We start from the raw sequence: 17938 nt of genomic DNA, 5'->3' as shown, positions 1-17938 counted from the left end.
CGGCAGTCACGTGCGCAGTCACGCTTGCGTCCAGGTGTGCCGCGCTGACTCTGCTGCCGGACGCCACCTCGGGGCGAGGCTCGACCAGACGTGCGTTGTCCGGCCAGTCCGCCACAGGAGGTGACAGGTCGTGAGTGGCACCACTCTCCGCCTGCCGTTGTCGTTCGGCCAGCGTCGGCTGTGGTTTCTCGATCAGCTGCGCCCCGGCGCGGTGGACTACCACCTGCCGATGCTCGTCCGGTTGCGCGGCAGGCTCGACACCGGTGCGCTGCGCGGCGCGCTGACCGAGATCATCGCGCGGCACGAGGTGCTGCGCACCAGGTACGCCGTGGTGGACGGCGAGCCCGCGCAGGTGGTCGAGGAGCCCACGGGGCTGGAGCTGGTCGAGACCGACGCACGCGGCCTCACCGACGACCAGGTCGCCGAGCTGGTGGAGAGCCACTGGCGGCGGCCGTTCGACCTCGCGCGGGGGCAGGTGCTGCGCGCGGCGCTGCTGCGGTTGCCCGACGACGAGCACCTGCTGCTGCTCGTGGCGGCGCACATCGCGTTCGACGGCTGGTCGTGGGGAGTGCTGGCCCGCGAGCTGCGGGAGCTGTACCGCTCGCTGACCACAGGTGAGCCCGCTTCCCTCCCGGCACTGCCGGTCCAGTACTCCGATGTCGCGCGGTGGCAGCAGGAGTGGCTTTCTGGGCAGTTTCCGGACGACCAGCTGGCGTACTGGCGTGCCCAGCTCGCCGGGCTGGCGCCGCTGGAACTGCCGACCGACCGGCCGCGTCCGCTGGTGCTCGACGCGACCGGCGCCCGTGCCTGGTTCAGCGTGCCCGCCTACCTCGTCGCCGCGTTGTCGCGGCTCGCGAGGCAGCGCAGGGCGTCGCCGTTCATGGTGCTGCTGGCCGCCTTCCAGCTCCTGCTCGGCCGCTACGCCGGCACCGACGACGTCGCGGTGGGCAGCCCGGTGGCGGGTCGCAACCGGGTGGAGACCGAGGACCTCATCGGGTTCTTCGTGAACACCCTTGTGCTGCGGGCGGACCTGCGCGGCGATCCGTCCTTCGTGGACCTGCTGGAGCGGGTGCGCGACAGCACCCTCGACGCGTTCGAGCACCCGGACCTGCCCTTCGAGCTGCTCGTCGACGACCTGGTCCCGGACCGCGACCTGTCCCGCAACCCCTTGTACCAGGTCAGTTTCGTGCTGCAGAACGCGGCGGCGGAGCCACTCGCCCTGCCCGGCATGGCCGTCGAGCCGGTGCCGACCACGTTCGCGGCCTCGCCGTTCGACCTGACCCTGCACCTGGTCGAGCAGCCGGACGGCTCGCTGGCCGGTGTCGTCGACTACGCCACCGCGTTGTTCGACGAGGACACCATCACCCGGCTCGGCGGCCACTACGTGCGCCTGCTGACCAGCATCGCGGCGGACCCGACCGCGCGCCTGTCCGAACTGGAGTGGCTGACCGAGCCGGAACGCACGCAGCTGCTGGTCGACTGGAACGACACCGCGGTCGCGACGCCGGCCGTCGGCGTGCACGAGCTGTTCGAGGCGCAGGTGGACCGTACCCCGGATGCGGTCGCGATCCGGTTCGGTGCGGACGAGATGACCTACACCGAGCTCAACACGGCGGCCAACCGGCTGGCCGAACGGCTGCGGGCGCGGGCGGTCGGACACGACTCGGTGGTCGCGCTGTGCCTGCCGAGGGAACCCGCGCTGGTCGTCGCGGTGCTCGGGGTGCTGAAGGCAGGCGCGGCCTACCTCCCGCTCGACCCGGACCACCCGGCCGACCGCCTGCGTGACCTGACCACCGACAGCGGGGTCACCACGGTCCTCACCACGCCGGCTCTGCGGTCCATTGTGGACGAACAGTTGCCGACCCTGCTGGTCGACGACCACGGCGACCACGGTGACGCGCCGGCCGGCAACCCGGTCCCGGTGACCACACCGGACAGCCTCGCCTACGTCGTCTACACCTCCGGCTCGACCGGGCGCCCCAAGGGCGTCCCGATCCCGCACCGGGCACTGGTCAACTACGTCACCTGGTGCCTGCGCGCCTACGCGACCGAGGGCGGCTCCGGCTCGCCGCTGTACTCCTCGCTGGCCTTCGACATGCCGGTCACCTCGGTGTTCCCCGCGCTGCTGTCCGGGAGGACGGTCACGATCGTCCCCGAGACCGGCGAACCCGGTCTCGGCGCGCTGGTGGCGGAACTCGAGCACGGCGGCTTCGGCCTGCTGAAGATGACCCCGTCCCACCTCGCCGTCCTCGGCCAGTCGCTGTCCGGCGACGGCATCCGGCGCGCGGCCCGGCGCCTGGTGGTCGGCGGCGAGGAGCTGCCGGGCGAGCTCCTCGCGCCGTGGGTCCGGCACGCGCCGGACACCATGGTGGACAACGAGTACGGGCCCACCGAGACAACCGTCGGTTGCTCGCTGTACGAGGGGACGGCCGCCGAGCTGCCCTCCGGGGTGCTGCCGATCGGCAAGCCCATCGACAACACCACGATGTACGTGCTCGACCGCGATCTGAAACCGTTGCCGATCGGCGTGCCCGGGGAGCTGTACATCGGTGGCGCGCAGCTCGCCAGGGGGTACGTCGGCAGGCCGGACCTGACCGCGGCGCGATTCGTGCCCGACCCGTACTCGCGCGAGCCGGGTGGGCGGCTCTACCGCAGTGGCGACCTCGCGAAGCTGCGGGCGGACGGCAACATCGTGTTCGCGGGCCGGGTCGACGACTACGTCAAGATCGGCGGGTACCGCGTCGAGCCGACCGAGGTCGAGGAGGCCCTCACCCGGCACCCGGCCGTCCGGACCGCCGTCGTCGTGGTGCGGGACCGGCAGTTGGTCGCCTACCTGCTGCCCGTGCCCGGCGCCGAGGACCGGCTCGGTGACCTCCGCACCTTCCTGGCCGACCGGCTGCCCGCCTACCTGGTGCCGAAGACGTTCGTGACCATGGCGGGGCTCCCGTACACCCCCAGCGGGAAGATCGACCGCAAGGCACTGCCGGCGCCGGAGGTGCGCAGGGCCGACCTCACCGGCGACTACGTCGCGCCGGCCACCCCGGCCCAGAAGACGATCGCCGCGATCTGGGCGGCGGTGCTCGACGTCGACCAGGTCGGCGCGCACGACGACTTCTTCGACCTCGGGGGCCATTCGCTGCTGGCCACCAGGGCGATCTTCCAGCTCCGCGAGGCGTTCGGCGTCGATCTGCCGCTGCGGCTGATGTTCGAGCACCGCACGGTGGCCGGGTTGGCCGAGGTGATCACGAACCAGGCGACGCCCGCGGGTCTCACGGCGCCGATCGTCGCCAGAGGGGACAGGCCCGCGCCGCTGTCGTTCGGCCAGCACCGGCTGTGGTTCCTCGACCGGCTCCAGCCCTCGGCCACCGACTACCTGTCACCGGTCGCGCTGCGGCTGCGTGGAGCGCTCGACCCCGCCGCCCTCCGTGGCGCGCTGGACCGGGTCGTCGCCCGGCACGAGGTGCTCCGCACCCGGTTCCGGCAGGGCGACGGTGAGCCGACGCAGCTCGTCGACCCGCCGGGGCCGGTGCCCGTCGAGCGGGTCGACCTGACCGGGCTCACGCCCACCGCGCGGGAGACGTCGGTGACCGAGATCGTCGCCGCCGACCTGCGCACCCCGTTCGACCTCGAACGCCAGTGGCCGGTCCGCGCCACGGTGGTCCGGCTGGCGGAGAACGAGCACGTCCTGCTGCTGACCATGCACCACAGCGCGTTCGACGGCTGGTCCGTGGACATCCTCGCGACCGAGCTGGCCGAGTTCTACGCGAACCCCGGGTCCACCGTGGACCCGCTGCCCGCGCAGTACGCCGACTTCGCCGTGTGGCAACGGGAGTTGCTCGCCGGCGGGACGCTTGCCGGGCAGCTCGACTACTGGCGGGACCAGCTCGCCGGCGTGGAACCGTTGGAGCTGCCGACGGACCGGCCCCGTCCGCCGGTCCGCGACTCGGCGGGCGCGGGATTCTCGTTCACCGTCCCCGCCGACGTGGCGCGGGCGCTGACCAAGCTCGGCAGGGCGCAGGGCGCGACGCCGTTCATGGTGCTGCTGGCCGCCTTCCAGGTGCTGCTCGCTCGCTACACCGGCCAGTGCGACATCGCCGTCGGTACCCCGGTCGCCGGCCGGGACCGCGCGGAGGTCGAGCGGCTGATCGGGTTCTTCGTCAACACCGTGGTCATGCGTGCCGACCTGTCCGGCGACCCGTCCTTCACCGACCTGCTGAACCAGGTGCGGCGCACCGCGGTCGACGCCTACGCCAACGCTGACCTGCCGTTCGAGCGGCTGGTGGACGAGCTGCGGCCGACCAGGGATCTGTCCCGCAACCCGCTGTTCGGGGTGCTGTTCGACCTCCGGCACGCCCAGCGCACGCCGTTCCGGTTGCCCGGTGTCGAGGTCGAACCGTTCGGCGTGGACATGGGGATCGCCAAGTTCGACCTCAGCCTCACCGTGGACGAGCAGCCCGACGGCGAGCTGTCGTGTTACCTCGACTACGCCACCGCGTTGTTCGACCGCACCACCGTCGAGCGGATGGCCGGGCACCTCGGCAGGCTGCTGACGGGTATCGCGGCGGACCCGGACGCCCCGGTGTCCCGCCTCGATCTGCTCACGCCGGCCGAGCGCGAGCAGTTGCTGGTGGGGTGGCGCGGGCAGGAGCTGGCCCGGCCGGACAAGACGCTGGCGGAGCTGTTCGCCGGCCAGTCACGGTCCACACCGGACGCACCGGCCGTCGTGTCCGACGCCCACGCGCTGACGTACGCGGAGCTCAACGCGTCGGCGAACCGGCTCGCCGGCCACCTGCGCTCGCTCGGCGTCGGCGCGGAGACCCCGGTGGCCGTCGCCATGCGCCGCGACGTCGACCTGGTCACGTCGCTGATCGCCGTGCTCAAGATCGGTGCCGCGTTCGTCCCGCTCGACCCGGACAACCCGGCCGACCGGCTGGCGTTCATGGTGCGTGACTCCGGCGCGGAGGTCGTGCTCACGCACTCCGCGTCGACCGGTGGGCTGCCGGCCGGCGCGGCGACGGTGCTCACGCTCGACACGCTGGGGGACCGGCTGTCCGCGTGCTCCACCGAGGACCCCCCGGAGCCCGTGGACCCACTCGGCGCCGCCTACGTCATGTACACGTCCGGGTCGACCGGCCTGCCGAAGGGCGTGGTGGTCACCCACGCCGGCATCCGCAACCGGGTGTTGTGGGCGGTGGACCGGCACCGGCTCGGCCCGGCCGACCGTCTGCTCCAGAAGACCACGATCGGCTTCGACGCGGCGATGTGGGAGTTCCTCGCGCCACTGGTGTCCGGCGGCGCCGTGGTGCTGGCGGCCGACGGGGTGCAGCGCGACGCGGCGGCCATGGTCCGGGCCGTCGTCGAGCAGGACATCACCGTGTTGCAGGTGGTTCCCTCGATGCTGCGGCTGCTGGTCGAGGAGCCCGGGCTGGCCGCGTGCCGCTCGTTGCGGATGATCTTCTGTGGTGGTGAGGCGCTGCCGGCCCGGCACTGCGCGCGGGCGCGGGAGATCCTCGGCGTCGAGGTGTTCAACACCTTCGGCATGACCGAGTGCTCGATCGACGTCACCGCGGCGTTGTACGACCCGGCGGAGCCCGGCGAGATCGTCCCGGCGGGCACCCCGCTGCCCAACACCCGGATCCTGGTGCTGGACGCGGCGGACAACCCGGTTCCGGTCGGGCTGCCGGGGGAGATCTGCGTCGCGGGGGTCCACCTGGCCCGCGGCTACGTGAACCGTCCCGACGCCACCGCTGCCCGGTTCACGCCCAACCCGTTCGCGACCGTGCCGGGCGAGCGGCTCTGCCGCAGCGGCGACCTCGGGCGCTGGCGTGCCGACGGGTCGCTCGAGGTACTGGGCAGGCGCGACCACCAGGTCAAGGTGAACGGGGTGCGGATCGAACTGGGCGAGGTCGAGGCCGCGCTCAACACCCACCCCGACGTCCGCGTCGGCATCGTGAGCGTGCACCAGCCCGACGGCGGCGACAAGCGGCTGGTCGCGCACGTGCTGCCGGCCGACGGCGCCCGGCCCGTCGCCGCCGACCTGCGTGCGCACCTCGGCAGGCGGCTGCCCGCGCCGATGCTGCCGTCGATCTTCCTCGTCCTCGGCGAACTGCCGGTCACGTCGAGCGGCAAGGTCGACCGCGCGGCGCTGCCCGCACCCGACGGCCACCGGTCCGACCTGGCCGGCGAGTACGTCGCGCCGAGCACCCCGGACGAGTGCGCGGTCGCCGCCGTCTGGGCCGACGTGCTCGGCGTCGACCGGGTCGGCGCACGGGACAACTTCTTCGAGCTGGGCGGGCACTCCCTGCTCGCCACCCGGGTGGTCTTCCGGTTGCGTCAGGACCACGGGGTCGAGCTGCCGCTCGCCGACATGTTCACCACGCCGACCGTGGCGGGAGTCGCCGAACTGCTCGGCAGGCTCAGGTCCGGGGCCGCCGCGACCGCGATCACGCCGGTGGCCGGACGGGACGACCTCGTGCTCTCGTTCGCCCAGCAGCGGTTGTGGTTCCTCGACCAGCTGGACCCGGGCAGCACGGAGTACCTGGTGCCGTTCGCGTTGCGCCTGCGCGGCCCGCTCGACACCGGGGCACTGGAAGCCGCCCTGACCGACGTGGTCGCCAGGCACGAGACGTTGCGCACCAGGTACGTGGCCGTCGACGGCGAGCCGACGCAGGTCATCGATCCGCCTGGCCTGCTGCGCCTGACGCGTGCCGCGCTCGGTGACCGGGACGTCGCCGCCGTCGTCGACGAGGAGAGCATGCGGCCGTTCGCGCTCGACCGCGAGTGGCCGATCCGGGCGGGGCTGGTGGGCGTCGCCGCCGACGAACACCTGTTCCTGCTGACCATGCACCACATCGGCGGCGACGCGTGGTCGACCGGGTTGCTGTTCGCCGAGCTGGCGCGGCGCTACGACGCGCACCTCGCCCGCGACGGGTCCACCGTGGACGCACTGCCCGTGCGGTACGCGGACTTCGCGGCGTGGCAACGGGACTGGTTCACCGGCGCGGTCCGCGACGATGAGCTGGCCTACTGGCGGGACCGGCTCGCCGGCCTGACCCCGACGGAGCTGCCGACCGACCGCCCACGCGCGGCACGGCGCGAGGTGGCCGGCGCGGTCGTGTCCCTCGACGTGCCTGCCGAGACCGGCGACGCGGTGCTCGGCATCGGCAGGACCCTCGGCGCCACCCCGTTCATGGTGCTGCTCGCCGCCTTCCAGGTGCTGCTCGCCCGCTACACCGGCGAGCACGACGTGGTCGTCGGCACCCCGGTCGCCGGCCGGACCAGGGCCGAGACGGCGGAGATGATCGGGCTCTTCGTCAATACGCTGGTACTGCGTGGCGACACGGCGGGCGATCCGGGGTTCCCGGAGCTCGTCGCCAGGGTCCGGGACGCGGCCGTACGCGACTACGCGCACCAGGACCTGCCGTTCGAGCAGTTGGTCGACGAGCTGACCCCAGAGCGGGACCTGTCCAGGAACCCGTTGTTCCAGATCATGTTCGAGGCCGACGCCGCCGGAGCGGCCACCCCTGAGTTCGGCGCCGCGGCCGTCGAGTGGGTGCACGGTGCGTGGCACCCGGCGAAGTTCGACCTCAGCGTGCGCGTCGAGCACCGGCCGGACGGCGCGATGAGCGTGCACGTCGAGTACGCCACCGCCTTGTTCGACCGCACCACCGTCGAACGGCTCGCCGGGCACTACCGCACGCTGCTGGCGAGCATCGCGGCGCGACCGGACACGCCGGTGCACGACCTGGAACTGCGCACCGAGGCCGAGCGGCGGGCGTGGCTCGACCTAGGTGCGGGCACGCGGGCCGAGGAGTACACCGCGTCCGTGCCGGAGCTGTTCGAGCGGCGCGTGGCGGCCGCCCCGGACACGGTGGCCGTGGTGTTCGGCGAGCTGGAGCTGACCTACGCGCGGCTGAACGAGCGGGCCAACCAACTCGCCCACCACCTGCGCCGCCTAGGCGTCGGCCGGGAGACCCCCGTCGCGGTCTGCCTCGAACGCGGGCCCGAGGTCGTCGTCGCGTTGCTCGGGGTGCTCAAGGCCGGCGGCGCCTACGTGCCGTTCGACCCGGACCACCCCCGGCGGCGGCTGTGGTCGATGCTCGACGACGCGGGCGCGGACGTCGTGCTCACCCAGCAACGGTTCGTCGACCGACTCACCAGCGGACGGGCGAAGGTGCTCGCGATCGACGACGACCAGCCGCCCTGCGCGGAGGAGAGCACCGACAACCCGGCGACCGTCCTCGGGCGGGACGACCTCGCGTACATGATCTACACCTCGGGCTCGACCGGGCAGCCGAAGGGCGTGCTGATCCAGCACGGTTCCTACGCCGAGCACTGCGCGGTGATCGCCGCCGAGTACGACATCGTGCCCGGCGACCGGGTCGTGCTGCTCTCCGCGCTGACCTTCGACGTCGCGATGGACCAGATGGCGGCCACGCTGCTGGCCGGCGCGACGGTCGTGGTGAGCGACCCGGTGTTCTGGAGCCCGGCCGAGCTGCCCGACCGGCTCGCCAGGTACGGGGTGACCACCGTGGAGATCACCCCGGCCTACTACCGGGAGGTGCTCGCCTCCCTCGGCTCCGACACCGACCGGCTGGCCGGCGTCAAGCTGATGAACGTCGGCAGCGACGTCGTCACCGTGGACGATGCCCTGCGCTGGGCGGAAACCGGGATGCCCGGCCGGTTCCTGTGCAACTACGGCCCGACCGAGGCGACCGTCACCTGCCTGCTGCACGCCGTGTCCGGCGACCTGCGCGACCTGCGCGGCGAGGCCGCGTTGCCGCTGGGGCGGCCGGTCGCCGGTACCCGCGCCTACGTCGTCGACGAACACCTGCGGCCGCTGCCCGTCGGGGTGCCCGGTGAGCTGTTGCTCGGCGGGGTCCGGCTCGCCCGCGGCTACCACCGGCGGCCCGCGCTGACCGCCGAGCGCTTCGTGCCGGACCCGTTCGGCGACGTGCCGGGCGCGCGGCTGTACCGGACGGGCGACCTCGTGCGGCGCAGGGCGGACGGCGAGCTCGAGTTCCTCGGCCGTATCGACCAGCAGGTGAAGGTCCGGGGCTTCCGGATCGAGCTGGGGGAGGTCGAGGCCGCGCTCGCCGGGCACCCCGACGTTCGCGCGGTCGCCGTGGTCGCGACGGGCGCGAGTGCCGGTGAGCGGGAGCTGGCCGCATACCTCGTGATGCGCGACGGGGCGCCGGTCGACCCGGTCCGGCTGCGGGCACACCTGCGCGAGCAGGTGCCCGAGTACATGATCCCGTCCTGGTGGACGGGCCTGCCCGCGCTGCCGCTGACCTCCAGCAAGAAGGTCGACCGCAAGGCGCTGCCCGCGCCGGACCGGTCCCGGCCGGACCTCGACGCGTCCTACGTCGCGCCGCGGGACCCCGCGGAGGAGGTCGTCGGTGAGATCTGGGCCGAGGTGCTCGGGCTGGACCGGATCGGCGTGCACGACGACTTCTTCGCCGCGGGCGGGCATTCACTGCTCGCCACCCGGGTCCTCGCCAGGCTGCGGGACGCGTTCGCGGTCGAGCTACCGCTGCGTGCCCTGTTCGAGGCGACCACCGTGGCGGACCTCGCCGAGGTGGTGCGGACGGCGATCGAGGCGGAGATCGACCAGCTCACCGACGCCGAGGTCGCGCTGCAACTGGCCAGGGAGGGCGACCGATGACCACGATGTCCCGCGAGGAGCTGCTGCGGCTGCGCCTGCGTGGCACGGCGAAACCCAAGCAGACCAACGAGATCGCGCCCGTACCGAGGGACGGCGGGTTGCCGCTCTCGTACGCGCAACGCAGGCTGTGGCTGGTCGACCGGATGCGCCCCGGCGGTACCGAGTACCTGATGCCGGTGCTGCTGCGGCTGCGTGGCGCGCTGGACACCTCGGCCCTGCGGCGCGCACTGGACGAAGTCGTGGCCCGGCATGAGGTGCTGCGCACCCGTTACGCCACTGTGGACGGTGAGCCGGTGCAGGTGATCGACGCGCCGGGGCCGGTGCCCTGGGCCGAGGTCGTCGGCGAACGGCGGCTCGCCGAGGTGGTGGCTGCGGCCGGCAGGCGGCCGCTCGACCTGGCCACCGAGTGGCCGGTCCGCGCGGTGCTGGCCCGAGTGGCCGCCGACGAGCACGCCTTGTTGCTGACCCTGCACCACATCGCGGCCGACGGGTGGTCGGAGTCGGTGCTGCTGACCGAGTTGGACGCCCTGTACCAGGCGTTCGCGGCCGGCAGGCCGTCCACGCTGCCACCGCCCGCCGTGCAGTACGCGGACTTCGCGGCCTGGCAACGCGCACGGCTGTCCGGGACACGGCTCACCGAGCGCCTCGACTACTGGCGTACTCGGCTGTCCGGGCTCGCGCAGCTCGAACTGCCGACCGACCGGCCACGCGGTCCGGTCCGGGACGCCGACGGCGCCACGGTCGCGTTCACCGTCCCGGCCGACCTCGCCGGCGCGCTGACCGACCTCGGCCGCAGGCACGCCGCCACCCCGTTCATGGTGCTGCTCACCGCGTTCCAGCTGCTGCTGGGCCGCTACGCCGGCCAGACCGACGTGGTGGTCGGCAGTCCCGTCGCCGGGCGGGACCGGACCGAGCTGGACCGGGCGATCGGCCTGTTCGTCAACATGGTCGTGCTGCGCACCGACCTGTCCGGCGACGGGTCCTTCACCGACGTCCTCGCCAGGGTGCGGGAAACCGCGTTCGGCGCGTACGAGCACCAGGACATCCCGTTCGAGCGGCTGGTCGACGAGCTGGCGCCGGTGCGGGACGCATCCCGCACCCCGTTGTTCCAGGTGGTCTTCCAGCTCGCCACCACCGCGGACGAGCCACCCACCGGGCTGCTCGCCGAGCAGGCGCGGGCCGGGTGGAGCATGGCCAAGTTCGACGTGAGCCTCGCGCTCGTCCCCCAGCCGGACGGTTCGCTCGCCGGGGAACTCGAGTACGCCACCGCCCTGTTCGACCACGCCACCATCGAGCGGATGGCCGGGCACTACCTGCGGCTGCTGACCAGCATCGCGGCTCGGCCCGACTGGCCGGCACGCAGGCTGGAGCTGCTGACCGACGCCGAGCGCGCGCGGTTGCTGGCGTGGAGCGGCCCTGGCGAGAGCTTCCCGACCGGGCCGAGCCTGCCCGAGGTGTTCCAGGAGCAGGTCGCGCGTACCCCGGACGCGGTCGCGGTGAGCCACAACGGCGCCAGGCTCACCTACGCCGGACTCAACGCGCGGGCGAACCGGCTCGCGCACCACCTGCGCGGCACCGGCGTCGGCCGGGAGACGCTGGTGGGTGTCTGCCTCGGCCGCGGCACCGACGTGGTGGTCGCATTGCTCGGCGTCCTCAAGGCGGGCGCGGGGTACGTCCCGCTCGACCCGGAACAGCCGGTCGCGCGCCTCGCCCACATCGTCGCCGACGCCGGGATCGACGTCGTCGTCTGCTCGGACGAGCTGACCGGGCGGTTCGCCGGCGGGGCGGTGACCACCGTGGCACCGGGCCAGGACACCGGGCCGGACACCGACCCGAGCCCACTGTCCACAGCGGACAACGTGGCGTACGTGATCTACACGTCCGGCTCGACCGGCCTGCCGAAGGGCGTGCCGGTGACCCACGGGAACGTGTTGCGGCTGCTGCGGTCGTGCGCGGCGGACTTCGGGTTCGGCCCGGCCGACGTGTGGACCCTGTTCCACTCCTACGCCTTCGACTTCTCGGTCTGGGAGCTGTGGGGCGCGCTGCTCCACGGCGGCCGGGCCGTGGTCGTGCCGTTCCCGGTCTCCCGCTCCCCGAGGGAGTTTCTCGACCTGCTGATCACCGAGCGGGTCACCGTGCTCAACCAGACCCCGTCGGCGTTCCGGGGTCTGCTCAGCGCGGTCGACGAGGTCGACCTCGCGCCGGACGCGCTGGCCCTGCGCCAGGTGGTGTTCGGTGGCGAGGCGCTGGACGTCGCGGAGCTGCGGCCGTGGTTCACGCGGTTCGGCGACACCGGGCCCCGGCTGGTGAACATGTACGGGATCACCGAGACCACCGTGCACGTGACCCTCCGCCCGGTCGGGCCGGCCGAGGACCGGCGCAGCCCGATCGGCCGCCCGCTGCGCGATCTGCGGGTGTACGTGCTCGACCGGGAGCTCGAACCGGTGCCGGTCGGGGTGCGTGGCGAGGTCCACGTGGCCGGGCCTGGACTGGCCAGGGGCTACCTCGACCGGCCAGGTCTGACGGCCGACCGGTTCCGCCCCGACCCCTTCGCGACCACGCCGGGGGAGCGGATGTACCGCACCGGGGACCTGGCCCGGTTCACCGCGGACGGCGACCTGGAGTTCCTCGGCCGGGCCGACGACCAGGTCAAGATCCGGGGGCACCGGATCGAACCGGGTGAGGTCGAGGCCGCCATCGCCACGCACCTGTCGGTGGCCGGGGCCGTGGTCGTCGCCCATCAGGGTGCCGGCGAGCGGGAACACCGGCTGGTGGCCTACGTGGTGCCGGTCGACGGTCACGCGGTCGGGGTGGCGGACCTGCGTGACCACCTCGGCCGGAGGCTGCCCTCGTACATGGTGCCGGCCGTGTTCGTGCCGGTCGACGCGCTCGCGGTGACGGCCAACGGGAAGGTCGACCGTGCGGCGCTGCCCGACCCGGACGAGTACCGCGGCGCGCACGAGGGCGACCGCGTCGCGCCACGCACCCCCGTCGAGCGGCTCATCGCGGAGGCGTGGGTGGAGGAGCTCGGCGGGCCGGCAGCCGGCGTGCACGACAACTTCTTCAGCATGGGCGGCGACTCGATCCGCGCCATCCGCGTGATCGGCGCGCTGCGGAAGCGCGGGATCGAGCTGACCGTGACCGACCTGCTGGTGCACCAGACCATCAACGGGCTCGCCGCGCACCTCGACGCCACCGCACAGTCCACTGTGGACAGTGTGGAGGAGTGGCGGGTCGAACCGTTCGCGCTGCTCGGCGACGCCGACCTGGCCGCGCTGCCTGCCGGACTGGTCGACGCGTACCCGATGTCGATGGTGCAGGCCGCGATGGTCTACCAGATGCTCGCCGACGAGCAGGAGAGCCCGTACCACAACATCACGCTCTTCCCGATCGTCGACGACGCCCCGTTCTCGCTGCCCGCACTGCGCGCGGCCGCGGCGCGCCTGGCCGCACGCCACGAGATCCTGCGCACCAGCTTCGACCTCACCGGCTACACCGAGCCGTTGCAGCTGGTCGCCGCCACCGGTGTCGTCGAGGTCGGCTACGACGACCTGCGCGGGCTCCCGGCCGACGAGCGGGACGCGGCCGTGCGGCGGTTCGTGGCCGCCACCCGGAGCAGGCCCTTCGACGTCGGGCGGGCCCCGTTGCTGCGCTTCCACGCGCACCAGACCGAGGACGACCGGTGGACCTTCTCGTTCATCGAGTGCCACGCCATCCTCGATGGCTGGAGCCACCACTCGCTGATCACCGAGCTGATGGCCGGGTACCGGACGATCCGCGACGGCGGCGAGCCGGAGCCGGCCGAGGCGCCCCCGGTCCGGTTCGCGGACTACGTCGCACAGGAGAAGCGGTCGCTCGCGTCCATGGTGGACAGTGAGTTCTGGGCGGATCGGCTCGGCCGGTTCGACCGGGTCGAGCTGCCTGCCGCCTGGGCGGCGGCACCAGGGGCGGGCGAGCGGCCCTTCCAGCTCCGGGTGCCCTTCGGCGACCTCGAGCCGGGACTGCGCAGGCTGGCCGGTGCGGCCGGGGCGCCGCTCAAGAGCGTGCTGTTCGCGGCGCACGTGAAGGTGCTCAGCGTGCTCAGCGGCCGGTCCAGGTTCCACACCGGACTCGTCGCCAACGGACGGCTGGAGACCGACGGCGGCGCCGCGGTGTGCGGCATGCACCTCAACACCCTCCCGGTCGGCGTCGAGCTGACCGGCGCCACGTGGACCGACCTGGTCAGGGAGGTGCTCGCCGCGGAGGTGGCGGTGTGGCCGCACCGCAGGTACCCGCTGCCGGAGATGCAGCGCGCGTGGGGCGGTGGCACCCCGCTCGTCGACATCGCGTTCACCTACCTCGACTTCCACGTGCTCGACAGCAGGCGGATCGAGTCGGCCGGGGTCGTCGACGTCAGTCCCAACGAGTTCGCCCTCGACGTGTGGACCTTCCCGGGCACGCTGTTCGTGTCCTGCCGGCCCGACCGGATCAGCAGGGCCAACGGGCAGCGGCTCGCCGCGTTGTACCGCCGCGTGCTGGCGGACATGGCCGCCGACGTGCTCGGCGACGCGCGGACGACCGCGCTCGACGAACGGGAGACCGCACGGCTGCTGGCCTTCGCCGAGGGGCCGCGCGCGGACTACCCCGACGCGTGTGTGCACGAGCTGTTCGAACGCCAGGTCCGCCGCACGCCCCAGGCGGTCGCGTTGCGGTGCGCGGACGGGACGACGGTCGGCTACGCGGAACTCAACGCCCGCGCCAACCGGCTCGCCAGTTACCTGCGGTCCAGGGACGTCGGGCCGGAGTCCCTCGTCGGCGTGTTGCTGCGGCGCGGCCCCGAGCTGGTGGTCGCGTTGCTCGCCGTGCTCAAGGCCGGCGCGGCGTACCTCCCGCTCGACCCCGGCGACCCGCCCCGGCGCCTGACCACCCTGCTCGACGAGGCAGGCGCCATCCTCGTGCTCACCGAGTCCGCCCTGGCCGATCCGCTCCCCGCGTCTGCCGTCCTGCTCGACACGAACACCGACATCGCCGCACAGCCCGACGTGGACCTCGACAGCGGCGCGACCCCGTCCTCGCTCGCGTACGTGGTCCACACGTCCGGCTCCACGGGCACGCCCAAAGGTGTCATGATCGAGCACCGCAACGTGGTCAACTACCTGTCCTGGTGTCTTGGCACCTACACCCCGCGCGGCGGCACCGGTGCCGCGCTGTACTCGTCGATGGCCTTCGACCTCCCGGTGACCACGGTGTTCCCCGCGCTGCTTTCCGGCCAGCCGGTGACCATCACCCCGGACGACGGCCTGCCGGGGATCGGCGCGCTGGCGGCGGAGCTGGAGCGCGGTGAGTTCGGTCTGCTCAAGCTCACCCCGTCCCACCTGGCCGTGCTCAACCAGACCCTGTCCGCCGACGCGGTCCGCAGAGCCACCGGCAGGGTGATCGCAGGTGGCGAGGAACTGGTCGGTGACGTGGTCTCCGCCTGGGCGCGGCACGCCCCGGACACGGTGGTGGACAACGAGTACGGGCCGACCGAGACCACCGTCGGCTGCTCGCTGTTCGAGGCGAGGGCCGCCGACCTGCCCACCGGGGTGCTGCCGATCGGCAGGCCGATCGCCAACACGGTGCTCCGGGTGCTCGACGCGAACCAGCGGCCGGCCCCCGTCGGGGTGGTCGGGGAGCTGTACATCGGCGGTGCGCAGCTCGCCCGCGGCTACGTCGGGCGACCCGGGCTGACGGCGGAGCGGTTCGTGCCCGACCCGTACTCGTCGGTGCCCGGACAGCGTCTGTACCGCAGCGGCGACCTCGCACGCTACCGCGAGGACGGCACCCTGGAGTTCGCCAGCCGGGTCGACCACCAGGTCAAGGTGCGCGGGTACCGGATCGAGCTCGGCGAGGTCGAGGCCGCGTTGTGCGGACACCCGGCGGTCGCCGAGGCCGCGGTCCTGGTCCACACGACGGCCGGCGGCGACCGGGACCTGGTCGGTTACCTGGTCCCCGCCGGTGCCGCGCCGGTCGACCCGGCCGCCGTGCGGGACTGGCTGGCGACCCTGCTGCCCGCCCACCTCGTCCCGGCGGCGCTGGTGGTGCTCGACGCGCTACCGCTCACCCCGAACGGCAAGGTGAACCGGGCGTTGCTGCCCGAGCCGGCCGATCCCCGCGACGGGGCCGCCCTGGTCGCGCCGAGAACCGCGACCGAGCGCATGCTCGCCGGCGCGCTGGCCGAGGTGCTCGGGCGCGCGGCGGTCGGGGTCGACGAGGCGTTCACCGACCTCGGCGGGCACTCGATGACGGTCATGCGGGTCATCGTGAAGCTCCGCGACGAGCACGGGATCTCGGTGCCGTTCCGGGACTTCTACCAGCACCGCACGGTCGCCGAGCTGGCCCGCGCCATCGACCCCGGCGCTCGTGCCGGCCTCCGGTCCACCGTGGCCTCGGACTGGGAGGCCGACCGGGACTGGTCCGACGCGCTGCTGTGGTTCCGCCGCACCGGTGACAAGCCGCCGCTGTTCTGTCTGTACCCGGGCGGTGGCCAGTGGTACGTGCACCTGGCCGAGTGCCTCGACCAGGACCGCCCGGTGGCCGCGCTGGAATGGCCGGGCCTGCACCGTGACGCGCCGTCCCCGCAGAGCATCGGCAGCGTCGCCGAGGTGTTCGTCGCCCAGCTGCGCGCGGTGCGGCCCACGGGTCCGTACCACCTGTTGGGCTGGTGCGGCGCCGGCCCGGTGACCATCGAGATGGCCTACCGGCTCCGGCGTGACGGCGAGCAGGTCACCACGATCCTGCTCGACCCGGCCCTGGACAGTCACACCCGCGAGAACCTCTGGGAGGAGACCGCGATGTTCGTGCGGGGCGAGTCCGTGCTGGAGAAGCTCGACCAGGCGCGGACCGACGCCGAGATCGCCGAGCTGCAACGCGAGTTCCTCGAAGTGCTCGACTACATCATCGACGAGGGCGGCAAGGACGCCCCGCTGCCCGGCGACACCTTCTGGGCCGGCAGGCTGCGGGTGTGGCGGGAGCTGACCCAGGCGATGCTCGGCTACCGGCAACGGCTCTGCCCCGGCCCCTTGCACCTGCTCGTCGGCGACGAGCTGGCTGGCGGCGGCCACGACGTCTCGTGTGGACAGACGTTCGCCGAGTACCTGGACCGGTGGGGTGAGCTGACGCCGGAGGGGCTCGAGGTGCACCGGGTCGGTGGTGACCACCTCGGGGTGCTGCGCAGGCCGCACGTCGCCGGCCTCGCCCGGCTGCTCACTCGCCTCATGGCCGCGTCCGAACCAGTACAACGAGACACAGCAAAGGATGTGCAGTGATGTCGACAGCCATCGACGTCGACGCTCATGCCGGCGTCGTCACCATGAACAGAGCGGACGGGCTGGCCGCCGAACAGGTCGCGGGCAGACTCCTGGCGGTGGCGGGCGGCCGGATCGACGACCCGTCATGGATCGCCGAGGCGAGCCTGCTCTGGCACGATCTGCCCGAGCAGCTGCGGCGGTCGCTCGTGACCTACCGGCGCGACTCGGGCCGGAGTGGCGCGTTGCTGGTCCGCGGACTGCCGATCGACGAGTCCCGTGTTCCCGAGACGCCGATGGTGAGCGGGTCCGTGCAGCGGCAGGCGACCGTGCCCGCCGCCCTGCTGGTGCTCGCCGCCAGCGCCTTCGGCGACCCGATCGCGTTCAGCAAGGAGAAGTCCGGGGCCATGGTGCAGGACGTGGTGCCGGTGCCGGGCAGTGAGGAGCTGCAGGGCAACGAGGGCTCGGTCCTGCTGACCTTCCACAACGAGAACGCCTTCCACGAGCACCGCCCGGACTTCGTGCTGCTGGTCTGCCTGCGCGCCGACCACGACCGGGTCGCCGGGCTGCGCACCGTGTCGATCCGCCAGGTCTACGACCGGCTCGGCGACGCGCACCGGGAAGCGTTGTTCAGCGCGGAGTTCGTCACCGCGCCGCCGCCGTCGTTCGGGGTCGGCGGCCCGGCGTCGGTGCCGCACGCCGTGCTGTCCGGCGCGCAGGACGACCCGGACGTGATGGCCGACTTCGCGGCCACCGAGCCGTTGACCGAGCGGGCCGGCGCCGCGCTGGCGGAACTGCGGTCCCTGTTCGTCGCGCACGCGCTCACCCACTACCTGACACCCGGCGACCTGGCTGTCGTGGACAACCGGACGACGCTGCACGGCAGGACGAGCTTCACCCCGCGCTACGACGGGCGGGACCGGTGGCTGCAACGCACGACCGTGGTGCAGAACCTGCGCCGGTCCCGGGCCCTCCGGGTCGCCGACGGCCACGTGCTGGCCGGGTGAGG

Annotated in this window: 3 protein-coding genes; all 3 read left to right on the top strand. The window is 73.1% G+C overall.

The features are described from left to right. Positions 1–130 precede the first annotated feature (130 nt). Genes VET29_RS23145 through VET29_RS23135 form a run of 3 tightly spaced genes read left to right on the top strand, consistent with a single transcriptional unit; the run spans position 131 to position 17936 of the window. On the top strand, positions 131–9664 hold the full coding sequence (locus VET29_RS23145; protein ID WP_324923907.1) for a non-ribosomal peptide synthetase: 9534 nt from the start codon (positions 131–133) through the stop codon (positions 9662–9664). Further along, a complete protein-coding gene (locus VET29_RS23140; protein ID WP_324923905.1) occupies positions 9661–16950 on the top strand; it encodes a non-ribosomal peptide synthetase in 7290 nt (2429 codons plus the stop codon). Before VET29_RS23145 ends, VET29_RS23140 begins: the two co-directional genes overlap by 4 nt. Then, positions 16950–17936: a TauD/TfdA family dioxygenase gene (locus tag VET29_RS23135; protein ID WP_324923902.1), complete on the top strand. Its 987-nt coding sequence runs from the start codon at positions 16950–16952 to the stop codon at positions 17934–17936. The genes VET29_RS23140 and VET29_RS23135 overlap by 1 nt, the downstream gene beginning before the upstream one ends. Positions 17937–17938: the final 2 nt, after the last annotated feature.

The sequence above is a fragment of the Actinophytocola sp. genome, from assembly GCF_035634895.1.
Classification (GTDB): Bacteria; Actinomycetota; Actinomycetes; order Mycobacteriales; family Pseudonocardiaceae; genus Actinophytocola.
Note: the sequence above shows the minus strand (reverse complement) of the source record. Positions and strands in the feature narration are given on the sequence as shown.